Source organism: Allorhizocola rhizosphaerae (assembly GCF_003426775.1).
Lineage (GTDB): Bacteria > Actinomycetota > Actinomycetes > Mycobacteriales > Micromonosporaceae > Allorhizocola > Allorhizocola rhizosphaerae.
The window spans coordinates 1-13,751 of record NZ_QJUG01000105.1 but is presented as its reverse complement, the minus strand read 5'-3'; the positions used below and the strand labels follow the sequence as shown (position 1 = coordinate 13,751).

12 protein-coding genes are annotated in these 13,751 nt (G+C 68.6%); 5 read left to right on the top strand and 7 right to left on the bottom strand.

Features of this window, described 5'->3' with window-relative positions:
- Positions 1–13: 13 nt before the first annotated feature.
- The 5 genes from DM816_RS22570 to DM816_RS22550 are packed head-to-tail and all read right to left on the bottom strand — an operon-like array spanning position 14 to position 3,900.
- A complete protein-coding gene (locus tag DM816_RS22570; RefSeq protein ID WP_117212336.1) occupies positions 14–571 on the bottom strand; it encodes a hypothetical protein in 558 nt (185 codons plus the stop codon).
- Complete coding sequence (locus DM816_RS22565) at positions 568–750, bottom strand: hypothetical protein (protein WP_117212335.1); 183 nt, start codon at positions 748–750, stop codon at positions 568–570. Before DM816_RS22565 ends, DM816_RS22570 begins: the two co-directional genes overlap by 4 nt.
- Positions 751–762: 12 nt before the next feature.
- A complete protein-coding gene (locus tag DM816_RS22560) occupies positions 763–2,526 on the bottom strand; it encodes a hypothetical protein (RefSeq protein ID WP_117212334.1) in 1,764 nt (587 codons plus the stop codon).
- Between the two features lie 16 nt (positions 2,527–2,542).
- Entirely contained in the window at positions 2,543–2,992 is a 450-nt protein-coding gene (locus DM816_RS22555; protein WP_246002128.1) for a hypothetical protein, read from the bottom strand.
- Positions 2,993–3,048: 56 nt separating this feature from the next.
- Positions 3,049–3,900 carry a hypothetical protein gene (locus DM816_RS22550; RefSeq protein ID WP_117212333.1) on the bottom strand — a complete coding sequence of 284 codons (852 nt, stop codon included), beginning with the start codon at positions 3,898–3,900 and terminating at the stop codon, positions 3,049–3,051.
- 311 nt (positions 3,901–4,211) lie between these two features.
- Here DM816_RS22550 and DM816_RS22545 point away from each other — a divergent pair, with 311 nt between their 5' ends.
- Positions 4,212–5,222 (top strand): hypothetical protein, encoded by a 1,011-nt coding sequence (locus DM816_RS22545; protein ID WP_117212332.1) that lies wholly within the window; start codon positions 4,212–4,214, stop codon positions 5,220–5,222.
- Positions 5,223–5,247: 25 nt separating this feature from the next.
- Here DM816_RS22545 and DM816_RS22540 read toward each other — a convergent pair whose 3' ends face one another.
- Positions 5,248–5,481, bottom strand: a complete 234-nt coding sequence (locus DM816_RS22540; protein WP_117212331.1) for a hypothetical protein — start codon at positions 5,479–5,481, stop codon at positions 5,248–5,250.
- A 322-nt stretch (positions 5,482–5,803) separates the two neighbouring features.
- On the opposite strand from DM816_RS22540, the gene DM816_RS22535 reads away from it, so the two are divergent.
- The 4 genes from DM816_RS22535 to DM816_RS22520 all read left to right on the top strand — a co-directional run bounded on the left by DM816_RS22535 (position 5,804) and on the right by DM816_RS22520 (position 12,824).
- Positions 5,804–6,805 (top strand): hypothetical protein, encoded by a 1,002-nt coding sequence (locus DM816_RS22535; protein ID WP_117212330.1) that lies wholly within the window; start codon positions 5,804–5,806, stop codon positions 6,803–6,805.
- 241 nt (positions 6,806–7,046) lie between these two features.
- Positions 7,047–9,917, top strand: a complete 2,871-nt coding sequence (locus DM816_RS45310) for an ATP-binding protein (RefSeq protein ID WP_162907720.1) — start codon at positions 7,047–7,049, stop codon at positions 9,915–9,917.
- Between the two features lie 79 nt (positions 9,918–9,996).
- A complete protein-coding gene (locus DM816_RS22525; RefSeq protein WP_117212328.1) occupies positions 9,997–12,522 on the top strand; it encodes a caspase family protein in 2,526 nt (841 codons plus the stop codon).
- A gap of 68 nt (positions 12,523–12,590) precedes the next feature.
- A complete protein-coding gene (locus DM816_RS22520) occupies positions 12,591–12,824 on the top strand; it encodes a hypothetical protein (RefSeq protein ID WP_117212327.1) in 234 nt (77 codons plus the stop codon).
- 51 nt (positions 12,825–12,875) lie between these two features.
- On the opposite strand, the gene DM816_RS22515 is transcribed toward DM816_RS22520, so the two are convergent.
- Positions 12,876–13,604 (bottom strand): ATP-binding protein, encoded by a 729-nt coding sequence (locus DM816_RS22515; RefSeq protein ID WP_117212326.1) that lies wholly within the window; start codon positions 13,602–13,604, stop codon positions 12,876–12,878.
- Positions 13,605–13,751: the final 147 nt, after the last annotated feature.

Genomic DNA, 13,751 nt, shown 5'->3' with positions numbered 1-13,751 from the left:
CTGAGTAGCACGTTCAGCCGGGGATGATCCGCCGGCGTGGAGTGTTGGTGATGCCCGGCTGCTGCCACTGCGGAGCGGCGGCCGGTGAGGCCGTTTCGGCCAGGATCGCGGTGAAGGCGTTGTCGCGTATGGCTCGCAGGCGCTGTTCAGCGTCGCGGCGGTCCATGCCCTGCCGGGTCAGCTTCTGGGCCTGCTCCTCCAGCTGCGCCTGTGCCTGGCGTACCTGGTTTTCGACCATGCTTACCAGTTGCGAGCGCAGCTCTTCGGGCAGCGCGGGCGAGCAGGCGAAGCCGCGGACGGTGCGCAGACCGGTGCGGGCCTGCGCGAGCGCCTGCCCGAAGGCGAACTCGCCCTTGGCCGAGGCGATCCCGCGGCTGGTGGCGCCGGCCCAGGCGATGAGCCGGTCGTTGAGCGCGGTGGTGATGCGGTTGGTCAGCCTGGCCCAGGTGTCGCCGTCGAACTGCTCGCGTACCAACGGGGGGAAGGCGGCCGGGTCGACCGCCTCGCGCCGCGCCCACCGGTCCAGCAGGTCCGCCCACGCACCATAGGTCCCGCCGTCACCCCATATCACGAGTGGCCGCGTCGCTGGACGAGGATCTCGCCCGGGGGAAGGGGTTCCCAGTCCGGCAGGCCCTCGACGTAACGGCGGGCACGCGGGGTGGCCCGGTCGGCGGCGGCCGGCGCCGGCATGGCCCACGGCGTGTTCGCCTGGGTCACCTCGGCCAGCGTCTTTTCGGTCGGCTCGGTCATCGCTCAAACCTCCTATTTGCTCAGTACCGTGCGCCGCTCGTACGGCGAGGCGGCTTTGCCGGAGTTGGCGAGGTCGCCGATCATCGTGCGTACGCCCGCTTCCCGCGCGTCGGCCTGCTGGTATCGGCTGCCCCAGTCGGTCAGCTCGGCCCCGGCGGCACGCAGCTGCCGCAGTGACTCCTGTTTGGACTGTTCAACGTAGGCTCGCGCCTGTGCTTGCTGCTTCTGCGCGGTCTGGTACTGGCCGAACAGGACCGCCGCCCAGATCCCGCCCGCGATCAGCGCGGCGAGCACGGCCAGGCCGGCGCTCTGCGTGCACACGCCGATGAGCACCAGGACGCCGATCACCGTCACGATGGGCCATAACAGCTTGCGGGACAAGGGGAACGCGAACGAGTCGACGAAGGGCTGGCCGTGGCGGTCCCAATGCTCGGCGAGGTCGTGCTCGAGCCGGCCCATCGGCTCGTTGAGGCGGCCGACCCACTGTGGCAGCTGGAACGTCTTGGCGCCGATGGTGTGGCTCGTGCCGAAGACGACGTCGACAATGGGCGGCAACGCCATCCGATAGTCGCGGGTGAACGCCGCGTGCGCGCGCTGGAACCACTCGTGGCACGCGGCGACGGCCAGCCTTTGCGTGGTCCGCGAGACCCCGATCGCGGTGGGGTTCAGCGCCGACTCCGACTGGATCGTCAGATAGTCCAACGTGGAGTCATACGCCCGCTGGCTCGCCACGGTGGCCTGCGACACGGCGAGGTCGCCGCCGTGCTCGACGACGGCCCGGTGGAAGGCGAGTTCGCGGCGCAGCGGAAGCTCCTCGTTGTCATACTCGCGCACCAGCCGGTCGAGGATGTCATCGATGGCGTCCTCGAGCCGGTCCGTCGGCGGGATCTCCTCGGCCATCATGGCTTCGTACTTGCGGATCAGCGGCTCGTGCACCTGTGCCCGGCTCAACGCCGCCTCCAGCTCAGGCCATTGCGGCGAAAGGTTTCGCAGGTGCGGGAAGTCGGCCGCCGCCGGGGCCGAGGCAAAGGCGTCGATCTCGGCGCGCCAGCGATTGACCTGGGCCACCTGGACGTTCTCGTCGTTGAGCAGCCGTTCGGTCCACCGGTCCAGCGTCTCGTGCATCAGCTCCACGCCCGCGGAACCGAAGGCGCCGTGCGCAATCGACTCGAGGATCACGGCGAAGTCGCGCCCTAGCTTCGCCGGATCCTGAGCGGCCAGATAGTGGCGCAGCCACCGCACCGAAGCGTCGGGCCGGCGCTGCCGGCGCAGGATCAGCGACATGAACAGCGAAGCCTTGCTGGGACTGCGGCGGAAGGCCTCCAGGATCGCCCGCCCGCACAGGTCGCGGTCGTCGCCTGCCCACGCGGCCAGGCCGACCAGCGCAGGGGCCAGCCAGTACCTCGGCGTCTGCATCATCAGCTGCTCGCCGACGGTCCGCACGGTGTCCTCGGAGACGAGGCCGATGTCGAAGGCCTGCAACATGCCGACGGCGGTGAGCCGGACCGTCTTGTAGTGGCCGAACTCGTGCTGGATCTGATCCTGCAGGACGCCGATCTTGGTCTCGGAGCGCTGCACGTTGGCGGCCAGCTCCGCCTGCCGTACATAGTTGTAGAAGTCGGTTCGCAGCGCGGCCAGCTCCGACCGGGTCTGCTCGGCCTCATGCCCGACGCGGATCACGTCGAGGCCCACCTGGTTGATCGTCTGGTCGAGCTGGATGACCAGCCGCTGCACTTCGCTCACCTGTCCGCGCAGGTGATGGTCGATGTCACCCATGAGAGTCCAATCGGGGTCAGACGACGACGGTGCCGTCGGGGTAAACGGGCCGGATCTCTCCGCTGCCATAGATTTCGATATAGGCGTACGCGTTGGTGCGCACGAGCATGCGAGCCTTGGAGAACGGTTCGGGCATCGGGTCGGCCGGCGCGTAATGGTCCACGATGTTGTCGAACAGGTCGAGAATGTGGTCGACGTAGGGCGGGCCGAGGTGGCACTTCGCGACGAAGCCCAGCGGGATGTCGCCGACCTCAGTCTGGTACTGGTCGCGGATCCACCGGGCCAGGTCGCCGCGGGCCGCCTGGCTGATCTCGGCGTCGAGCCGGTGCACCGCCTCGATGAGCCCGGCGTGGCGTGGCCGCCTGAGGTCGCGGGTCAACGGCGACGGCGTGGTCGCCTGATGGTCGGAGTGGCCGACGTTGAGGTTGCCGGTCTGCCCGACCCGCCGCCGGAACGATGAGTCCATCTGGCCTGCCTTCCTGCGTCTGCTGGTACGTCTGAACAGGTGCTGACGGACGGGCCTCAGAACATCTCGCTGAGCAGACCGGCGACGGCCAGCCCAGCGAGCACATAGGAGACCGCGTCGACCAAACGCATGATCCGCAGCCCCAGCGGTCGGCGGGCGTGTACCTGCCGGACGACCTGGCCGCCGCGCGGGGCGAAGACATGAACCGACCGCACGACATAGTGGTCCTTGCGGTGCCGGCCCTTGATCCCGACGTGGTCGTCCTTGCGGGGTTCGTCGCCGGTCAGATCGCCGTACATGAGGCAGGTGACGTACTGGCCGGAGACCAGCTGGACCTGGAAACGCCGGATGGTGATGTCCTGTTGGACGTTCGTACGGCTCACGGTCCCCTTGACGGCCTTGCCGCTGAGCAAGGTCGCCCGGATCAGCAGCGAGGAGATCAGGGCCACCACGGATCGCATGACGGCGAGCATGAGGGCGGTGATGGGCCGCATCGCGAAGCTAAACAGCAGGGTGAGGAGGACGAACGCGATCAGCAGGGCGACAAGCATGCTTCCGGCGGCGTACAGGCACACGGCGGCCAAGGTCGCCAGCAGCACCATCACCAGTATCGGCAGGCCGTAGAAGTGCTGCGGTCTGCGGACCACGCTCATCTGCCCGTTGACCCGGCCAAGCAGCAGTCCTTTGTGGACGGTCTGAGGTTGTGCTGGGGGCGCCGCCGGTGCGGACGGCGGCGCGTATGTGGGTGGACGCGGCGGCGCCTCGTACTGCGCGGGCGGCGGCGGTGGCACCGCTCTCACCTGTCCCGGGCGCCGGACGATCGGCGCGTCGAAAGGCTGGTCGGTGCCGCCGGGATCGGAGAAGAGCGGACGCTCACCGTCGTCCCGCGACGGTGGGACAGTCGTCATGGAACCTCCTGCCGATCGGCGTGTCCGTCCTACTGACCTGACGGACAGCGAGGATGGCCGGTCATCCGATCGGGCTGAATCCCCTTACGGCTTCGCCGGGGTGCTGCAATGAACCGAGTGAATGGATGTGTCGGCGCATCCGTACGTCCGATAACCGTCTTGGTCACCGCGGGGGACCGTTGGTCCGATGAGTTACCTGATCAGGCAAGAAAACCTTTACGCACTGTACGCATCCAGTCGCAGCAAGGCAGAGTTCTTGCCAGTCGATCCCTGTTACTCGTCGATGTGGGTAGGGAGAGCGGAGGACAACCGTGGTCGATCTCGACCCGTCGCATCGGCTGGAACCGGTCGCCAATCTGAGGTGGCTGGCCCGCGAAGGGCGGCTGGCGGCCGTCGCACGGTCGGCTTCACCCGGCGAGCGGCTGCGACTGAGCGGGGCGGCGTTCACCTTGGCCTGGCCAATAGTGTTCAACCGCCTCACTCGCGGCTATGAACAACGGCGCGGGCACCGCTCCTGCGCGGTGTCGGTCGACCGGCTGGCCGACGGTTGCCTCGACCGTTTCTACGACGATGTGGAGGCGGTCGTCGACGATCTGCTCACGCACTCCACCATCCGCATCGCCAACGCGGAGGGGTGGATCACCAGCCGGTTGCGGGCGGTGACGATCGACGCGTACCGCCGCCGTCGCGGTGCCCGCGGTGCGCTGCAACGGCCGCGCCTGCCGCGATGGCTCGTGCAGAAGCTGCCCGACGACGCCTGGTTTCAGCGGCTGGCGGTGGAGATCCTGATCTGGGTGGGCGTGCCGACCACCGCCGGTACCCAGCTGTGGCCGCTGGACGGTTGGGCGGAGCTGCGCGGCACGGTCACCGGGGACCATTACCGCAGTGACACGCGCCTGGTGCAGCGGGAGGTGGAACGGGTGCTGGCCGCGATGCGCACCCGCCCGCAGTGGTACGCCGACCACGTGGAGCGGCCGCTGGGCTCGAAAACCCCGCCTCTGGCACCCAACTTCGTGACCCGCGGGACCACCGCCGAACCGCCCGAGCTGGTGCTGACCGGCTCCGGCGAGGCCGCCGACGCCCGCCTCACCGATCTCGCCGCGCTGGCGCTCGCCGCGATCGAGGAACGCTTGCTGGCCGACCAGTGCGATGACCGGGCGATCGGCCGGATCATCGGCACGGTGTTCGGGCGCCTCGACACGGGCGCGGACCTCGAGCCGACGGCCGAAGCGCTCGGCGGCCGCGCCGTCGACGCGCTCGTGGGCGATCCGGGCGAGCTGGACCGCATTGTCAAGGCGGTGCGTGACATCCTCGGCGGGTAGGCAGCGGCGCGCCCTGGCCGACCGTTCAGGGTAACCCGCCTTCGTCGCGCGCGCGTAGCTCGTCGAGCTGCGCGCGTAATCGAGCGATCCGCTCGTCGAGCTGTGCCGTCAGTTTCTCCGGAGGTACGCCTTGGGCCAACGCCTCGTTGCTCGCTCGCTCGATCTCTTCCTGGAGCATCGAGAGCAGTCGCTCCCGTGTCTCGCCGTCCAACCTGCGGTCGGCGGTCCGGCCGGGGAGGTTGCCTGGTTCGTCGCCCACGGCGTTGCTCCCTTCCTGAGAAGTCGGTTTGCCGGCTGTGAGGCTTCCCAGCCGGGTGTTGCCTGCGGCGCGATCTTGCTGTCTTCGACGATACCGCCGATGGCGGCGGCCGGCCCTGTGAGTCTTTAGGAGCCGGGCGGCGAGACCATTAGTTGACTAAGTGATGACTATGCGACAGGTGGTGCGCGACCCCGGACGAGCTAATGAGATCTCGGTATCTTTACCCCGTCCACTCCCGACGGTGGCACCCACCGGCCCGGCTGGTCCTAGCGTCCGAAAGCAGTGCGGCGAAGCGCGCCGCGGGCTCAAGGAGTGCGTCGTCATGACCGAGTGGAAGACAGGCGAACAGCCCGGTCTGCGAGACCTTACACAGCAGGGATTTCTGGCGTCCTACCTCGAGTCGGCGCCGGCGCCGGAACGCCGCCGGCTGCGCACCGAGGCGTATGACTTGCTGTACCGACTGGTGTTCACCCGGCTGACGCGTCCGATCGAGGCGCGCCGGGGCCATACCGACTGCATGGTGTCCGTCATGAACCTGCGACCCGACTGCCTTGATCGTTTCCACAATGACATGGATGCGGTCCTGGATGACCTGTTTCGCCACGCCCGCAAGCCGATCCACAACCTCGAAGGGTGGGTGAGCCGGCGCCTGACCGCAGTCACCATCGACGCTCATCGACGTCGCCGGGGTGAGCGCGGCGCGCTGCAAAGGCCTCGTATCCCGATGTGGCTGGCGCAGGAGTTGCGTAACAGCAAGCGGTTGATGGAGCTGGCGGTCAAGATGCTGGAGTGGGTGGGCGTGGAAACGACGGCGGGCAAACACGATTGGCCGGTCGAGGTGTGGTCGGCCCAGCGGACGGAGGCCGGCGCCGACTACGAGGACGCGGAGCGCGCTGTGACGCGGGACATCGCGCTTGTGATCGCCGCGATGCGCAAGCGCCCCAGATGGTATGTCAACCGTATCGAGCGGCCGATGGGGCACAAGCGTGCGCCCTTGGCTGGCCCGCGCTGGGACTCGGTCGAGCCGGCGCCGGACTCGGGTCAGGCCGTGTTGGATGCCCACGTCCTCGATGATGCCCGCCGCGGCGAACTGGCCGCACTGGCGGTCGAGTTGATCGCGGCGCGGGTCGCCGGCGGCGAGGAGGCGCGCAGCGTGGTCGTCGACGTGCTCTCGACCGTTTTCAGTGGCGGCACCGGTTCGGACAATCTGGACCGGTTGCCCGGTCAGGAAAACGACGACGACGAACGGGTGAAGACGCGCCTGGCCGATCCCAAGACGGTCGACGACATCGTGGCGGTGGTGCTCGACCTGCTGTCGCCGTAAGGAGTCCGGGTAGGGATGGGTGAAGGCGATCCCGGGGCGTGTGACCGTCCGGACGGACCTAAACCATCGACGTCTGCCGGTCCCGGTCGTCTTCACCGTCGCCCCTTCCGCCGGTCCTGGCCGCCCTTCACACGCGGTCAGACGTCTCTGACGGACCGCAATGGGAGGATGGCGGCGATGGTCGGGTGACGTAAGGCGTACCCGCTTTTCCCGGGCGAGTTGGTCGACAAGGATGTGTCTCATGTCCCACCGCCTCATAGGGCGACACAGCGAGCGTCAGCGGCTTCTCGACCTGCTCGCCTCGGCGGCCGGCAGGCAACCGGTCGTAGTCCTGCTCGAATCCGAGGCGGGCGTGGGCAAGACCAGCCTGCTCGAGTGGTTCGCCGACGAAGCGCAGGAGCGGCGGGCGCTGGTGCTCAGCGGCGCCTGCATCGAACTCGGCGGCGGAGGTGCCATCCCGTATGCACCGCTGACCGAGGCGCTGCGCCTCTTTGTCCGCAGGGAAGGCTGGGACCAGGCTCGCAGGCTGGCCGGGCCGGCCTGGTCGACGCTGGGTGCATTGATCGCCGATCCGAACGTGACGGCGCAAGCGATGGCACCCGCGGCGGGGTCGCAGGCGCGGATCTTCGGTGCGGTGCTGCGCATCTCCGACCAGTTGGAGCGGCGGGCGCCGCTGGTGCTCATCTTCGAGGATCTCCATTGGGCCGATGCGTCCACTTTGGACCTTATCCGGTACGTCGTGAGGGCCAAGACCGATCAGCGGCTTATGCTGGTATGCAGCTACCGGCCGGTGGCGGTACGGCACCCTTTGCGGGAGTTGTTGGGGGAGCAAGACTTCCGGCGCCGGGTCCATTCGATCGGGCTGGCGCCGTTCAGCCGCGCCGACCTCGACCAGTTCGTCGCGGAGCTGAGCGGATGGTCGGTTCCCCAGGAACGTCTCAACCGCTATTTCGAGCTGTCCGAGGGGAACGCGTACTTCGCCGAGCAGTTGGTCATGACCGACCAGCCGGAGAGCCCCGAGGTCGAGGTGCCGCAGTCGTTGCGCGAGGTGATGATGGTACGGCTGGCCCACCTCAGCGACGAGGCGACCGAGGTGGTCCGGGTCGCCGCGGTGGCCGGGCGGAGGATCGGCGACAACCTGCTGGCGGCGGTGAGCGGGCTTGACGACCGCGCGCTCGAGGCGGCGCTCGTGGAGTGCGAGCGGCTGCGGATCCTGCTCATCGACGCCGGTGACGACGCATACGCCTTCCAGCATGCGCTGCTGCGCGACACCGCGTATCGGGACCTGATGCTTCCCCGGACCCGCAAGCGCCTCCACGGGCTGATCGCCAAGGCGCTGGAGGATGAGCCGGGAGCGCAGTCACGGCTGGTGCCGGAGCTGGCTTACCACTGGTTCGAGGCGGGCCGGCTGCCCGAGGCGTTCACCGCCTCGCTGCGCGCCGCCGGGCAGGCGGTGCGCATGTATGCGTTCCCGGAAGCCCTTATGCAGTACGAGCGGGCGTTGGCGCTGTGGCCCGATATCGCCAACGCGACGTCGCTGTTCGGTGCGCAGCGGCAGCGGCTGCTCGGGTTGGCGGCCGACACGGCGCGCTGGGCCAACCGCGTGAGCCGGGCGCTGGAGTGTGTGCGGGAGGCGATCGCCGAGGTGGATCCGGTCGCGGATCCGGGCCGGGCGGGCGAGCTTCAAGAACGTTTGGGCAGCTACCTGTGGGAGGCGGGGGAGTATGACGGGGCCGCGGAGGCATACGCCCGGGCCGACCGGCTGCTGACCGGCCTGCCGCCCAGCGCGGTCGCCTCGCGGGTCCAGTCGGCGCTGGGGACCGCGGCGACGAGGATGGGTGACTATGCTGGCGCGCTCGAGCGGGCGCGCAGCGCGGTGGACTTGGCCCGCGCGGTGGGGGCACTCGCCGAGGAGGGGCGTGCCCTCAACAGCTTGGGCCTGGCGCTGGCCTTCAGCGGTGACGCCGACGCCGGCGAGGAAGCGTTGCGCAAGGCGCTGGAGACCGCGGCCAAGGCCGATCATCTGGAGGACCTGTTCCGCGCCTACGGAAATCTTGGCGTGTGCCTGGAGCAAGCGGGCAGGCTCGCCGACGCGGTAGCTGCCATGCACGAAGGCCTGGCACGGGCCAAGGAGCACGGGCTGCTCGGGACCCGGCAAAGCGGTGTGCTGGCCACCAACGCCGCGGCGGCGCTGTTCTTGCTGGGTCGCTACGCGGAGGCGGAGGAACTGCTGGATCAGGTGGTGCTGCACCGGCCGGTGGCCGAAAGCCTTTACGGCAGGCTGACCCGGGCAGAGATCCATGTGGGACGAGGGGAGTTCGCCGATGCCGAGCAGCTGCTGGGCGAGATCGGCGAAAGGTCCAGCAAGGACCCGCGTTTCATCGGGCCGCTGTATGCGTGCCGGGCGGAGGCGGCCGCCTGGCAAGGACACCACGATCACGCACGCGCGATGGTGCTCGCGGGAATGGAGCGGACCGCAGAGGCCACCAGCGCACGGGTGGCGGTCCAGCTGCGCGCCGTGGGGCTGCGCATCGCCGCCGACACAAGCGATCCGGCATGGGCCGATGACCTGGTCGCGGCGGTGCCGCCGCTGACCGTCGGCCCGCCGGGGCACGACGAGACTGTCCTGCTGACTCGGCAGTGCCACGCCGAGCACGCCCGCGCGAGCAAGCAGGACACACCGGAAAGCTGGGCGGAGATCGTCGAGGGCTGGGCGGCGGTCCAGCAACCGTGGCGCACCGCCTATGCGCAGGGCCGCCTGGCCGCGGCATGTGCCCGGATCCGCTCTCGTGAGCAGGCCACCTCCGTGCTTAGGTTGGCCTACGCCAGCGCCGAGACGATCGGTGCCGAACCGTTACGCGCGCAACTCGAGGCGCTGGGCCGGCAGCTGCGGCTGCGCATGGGTGAACCCCAGCCGTTCAGCCTGACGGCCATGGAACTCAAAGTGCTGGCCAAACTGGCCAGTGGCGCCACCAACGCCGATATCGCCGCCGCGCTGGGCATCTCGGCCAACACCGTCGGAGTCCACGTGAGCAACATCCTGCGCAAGATGGGTGTCCGCAACCGGTCCGAAGCCGCTGCCCTCGCGCGCAGCGAGGGAATCACCGGCTGACCCACGGGCGGTCCGCCAGATCTTTGGTGACAAACATGGCCGTGCACGGCCTGATTACCGACGCATCTGGGGGATACCCATGGCCCGAAAGGCATTGCTGATCGGCTCGCAGACCGGCGGGCTGGAAGGCGTAACCAACGACATCGACTCCATGGAGCGGGCACTGGGCCTATGGGGATTCGCCAGTGTCCGGTGCGAGGCGGCCGACGCCACCCGGGCTGGCATCCTCGACGCCTACCAGCGCCTGATCACCGAAGCGAGAGACGACGACGCGATCGTCGTCTACTACAGCGGGCACGGCGGGTTCTGCCGGCCCCGCGAATGGCGCTCCGGCTCGCGCCACGAACCTCCGGTGCAGCTCATCGTGCCCTCCGATTTCGACGACTCGGTCGAGGGCGACTTCCGCGGCATCATGGCGATGGAACTTTCTGAACTACAGGCCAGCCTGACCGACCGGACGAAGAACGTCACCGTCGTGCTGGACTGCTGCCACGCAGCGCACATGTCCCGTGAGGACGAACTCCAGCCGCGGGTGAAAGCCCTGCCGCGCGCGGTCTCGTACGACATCGTGATGGGCCACCACGAAACCTTGCTCCACCGCGGCGCCCCTCGGGTGGACCTGCCGGAGAGCAACCGGTGGGCGGTGCGCATCGTGGCCTGCGAGCCGGACAAGTCCGCCTACGAGTACTTCAACGGCGACGGCATTCGCATCGGCATGATGACCGAGGCGCTGACTCAGGCGCTGACAGAGGCGCACGAAGCCGGGTTGAAGGTTTCCTGGGCCGGGGTGGCCGAGCGGGTTCGCCAGCAGGTTCTGGCCAAAATGCCGGCCCAGCGGCCCGACGCCGAAGGGCCGAGCCAGCGGCTGCTGTTCGAGACCACGGCGGCCGACACGGTCGGGACCCTGCCGGTGATCGTCAGCGGTGACCGTGCGCGGCTCAGCGGCGCCGCGTTGCTGGGCGTGCGTGTGGGCGACGAGTTCACGGTCATGCCGACAGACAGCAGCGGACCCGACCCCGACACGAAACTCGGCGATATCGTCGTCGAGGAGATCCAGACGACGACGGCGGTCGGCCCGTTGCGGCTGCGCACTCCGGAGCTCGGCGTGCCGCTCGGGGCGCGGGCCTACCGCGTCAAGGCGGCCGCACCGGAGATGCCGGTCCGGTTGCCCGACGGCGATGTTCGCGGCCTGGCGCAGCTGGTGGAGATGAACCCGATCCTGCGCCCGGCGGAGCCGGACGAGACCGGCGTCGTGGAGGTACGGGCCGAAGAGGGCGGGCTGACGATCTGGGATCGGTACGGAGCCATGCACACCCCATACCCGGCCGACCGGCTCGGTGTCGTGTCGGTGATGAAGGACCTTCAGCGCCTGGCGTGGGCCAATGAGCTGCGTTGCCTGGCGGCCGACCCCGCCAACGAGCTGGAAACCCCGGTCGATGTCGAGTTCGGGCTGGTCAGGGAGGGTCAGGAGGAGCCGCTGGAAACCTCCGGCTCGATTCTGTATCTCAACCAGCGCGTCTACGTCCGGATCCGCAACCGGGGCAGCGAACGGGTCTTCGTGTCGCTTTTGAACATCGGCGTTTCGGCGAAGGTGACTCTGCTCAACAAGATTTCTCCCGGCGGTGTGCCGCTGGATCCCGGGCAGGAGTACACCTTCGGCGCCAGCGGTTTCAAGCGGGTGATGCAGGGTTCCCCGCTGGTCTGGCCGCAGGGGCTGCTGCGCTCGCAGCCGCGTCCGGAGACGATCGTCGTGCTGGTCATGACCGAGCAGCAGGACCTCAGCGCCCTTGAGGGCGAAGGCGTCGGCACCAACCGCGTCACGTTGCACGGTCCGAGGTCGCAGCTGGAGCGGATGATCGACCAGATCGGCCGCGGCGGGCTCCGCGACGTGGTCGAGGAGGGCCCGCCGATGCGCTTCACCGTGCGGACGGTGGATTTCGAGCTGGTTCCGGTGCCTCCGCCGGTGAGCGAGGATCCCGAGTTCCAGGTGGACGAGCGGCCACCGCAGTCGATGCTGCTGTGGTCGCCCAAAGGCACACCACCGTCCACCGTGGCCGTGCGGCTGACGGATCTGGTCGTGCACCGCAACCGGGCCTTCCGCAGCGCCGACATCCGCCTGGACGCCGTGGTCATCACGCGTGGACCCGGCCGGCAACCTGTCTATGGCGCGTGGACCGAGCGGTTCAGCAATATCAGCGACGGCCACGCTCTGCCGCTGGAGCGGGTGCTGGTCTACCACGGCCCGGTCATCGACTACCTCGATCTTGCGGTGTGGGTGTCCCGGGACACTTCCGGCAGCCTGGCCCTGTCCGACCTGTTGGAGGAGAAGCTAACCGACAACGACGTCCAGCTCGCCATGGGGCAGTTGGGCGGCCTGCTCGTGGCAGCACCGCAGGCCGCGATGGCGGTGGCGGCCATGGGCGCGGGCGCGGTCGTCATCAACGCCGCCTACCACCTGCTGACCGGCATCGTGGGCAACAGCATCGGGCTCTACCGCACCACGATGCTCGCCCACGAGGACTTCGGCGTCGGGCGTCCCGAAAGCGTGTGCACCATCAGGGCTCAGGACTTCTCGTTCACCTATCTCATCGAAGACGTCGGGTGAGCCGGGCCGCGTCCCGTCCGTCAGATGTTGGGTAGAAAGCAAGCGCGCCAATGAGAAAGGACACCGGAATGGGCCGCAAGCGCGTCATCATTGCGCAGACCGAGTGGGGTATCGACGACGCCAACGTGGCGGACGTGGTCGCGAAAATCAAGTCCGCCATGGAGAACGGGACCGTCGCTGAGCTCGCGCTCCTCGACGGCGCCGACCGCCAGGTAACGGTCTACCTCAACGGCAAGGTGGCGTTGTCGGTGGTCGTCGACCTCGACCTGGGGCCGAAACCGACGGAGATCTCCGGCGGCTGATACGAGCGCAAGGAAACCCGGACGGCATGGGCGTCCGGGTTTCCTTTGCCCTCAGCGCGCGGGTACCAGGGACGCCGCCCGCCGCTGGATTCCGGCGAGCACGTCCGCGTCGGACACCGGCTCGGCGCGCTCGAAACCTACGCGTCGCAACGCGTTCAGCCGTGCCTCACGCGAGATCATGGCGATCTCCGCGCCGGATGCCCCTCCGGTTATCGCGGCGTAGTGCAGGAAGCGTTCGCGCAGTGCCGGTGCGTCGAGGTACATGGCGAACAGTTCCGTTCGGCCGGTCACATCTGGCAGCGGCACCTCGATGAGCAGCCCGAGGCGGCCAGGGCGCAGGATCGCCGGATCGATGCTCTCGCGGTTGTTCGTCGCACCGATCACCGAAACCTGTCCCAGGTCGACCAGCCCGTCGATCTCGGCAAGCAACTGGTTGACCACCCGGTCGGCCGCGCCCGAGTCGGTTGCCCCACCGGAACGGCGGCGCGCCAGCGCTTCGATCTCGTCGAAGAAGATGACGCAGGGCGCCACCGAGCGCGCCCGCTCGAACAGGTCGCGGACCGCCTGCTCGGACTCGCCGAACCATTCGGTCAGCAGCTCCGGGCCGCGTACCGAGATGAAGCGCGCACCGCACTCGTGGGCGATCGCCTTGGCCAGCAACGTCTTTCCAGTCCCGGGAGGCCCGTAGAGCAGCACCCCCCGCTCTATCCGCAGACCGGCGTCGGCGAACAGCTGCGGCCGGGTCAGCGGCAGGATCAGCCGCTCGGTAAGTTCCGTCACCGTGCTAGTAGTACTTTGTTAAGTTCAGGTGTGTCGTTGCGTGACTTTGACCCGGGTTCTGGCTGAGATTGTGGTGTGAGGACTGGTGAACTGGAGCGGGTAGCGCCCCGGCTGGTGGATTTCACTGCTCGGATGTTGGACGGTGTG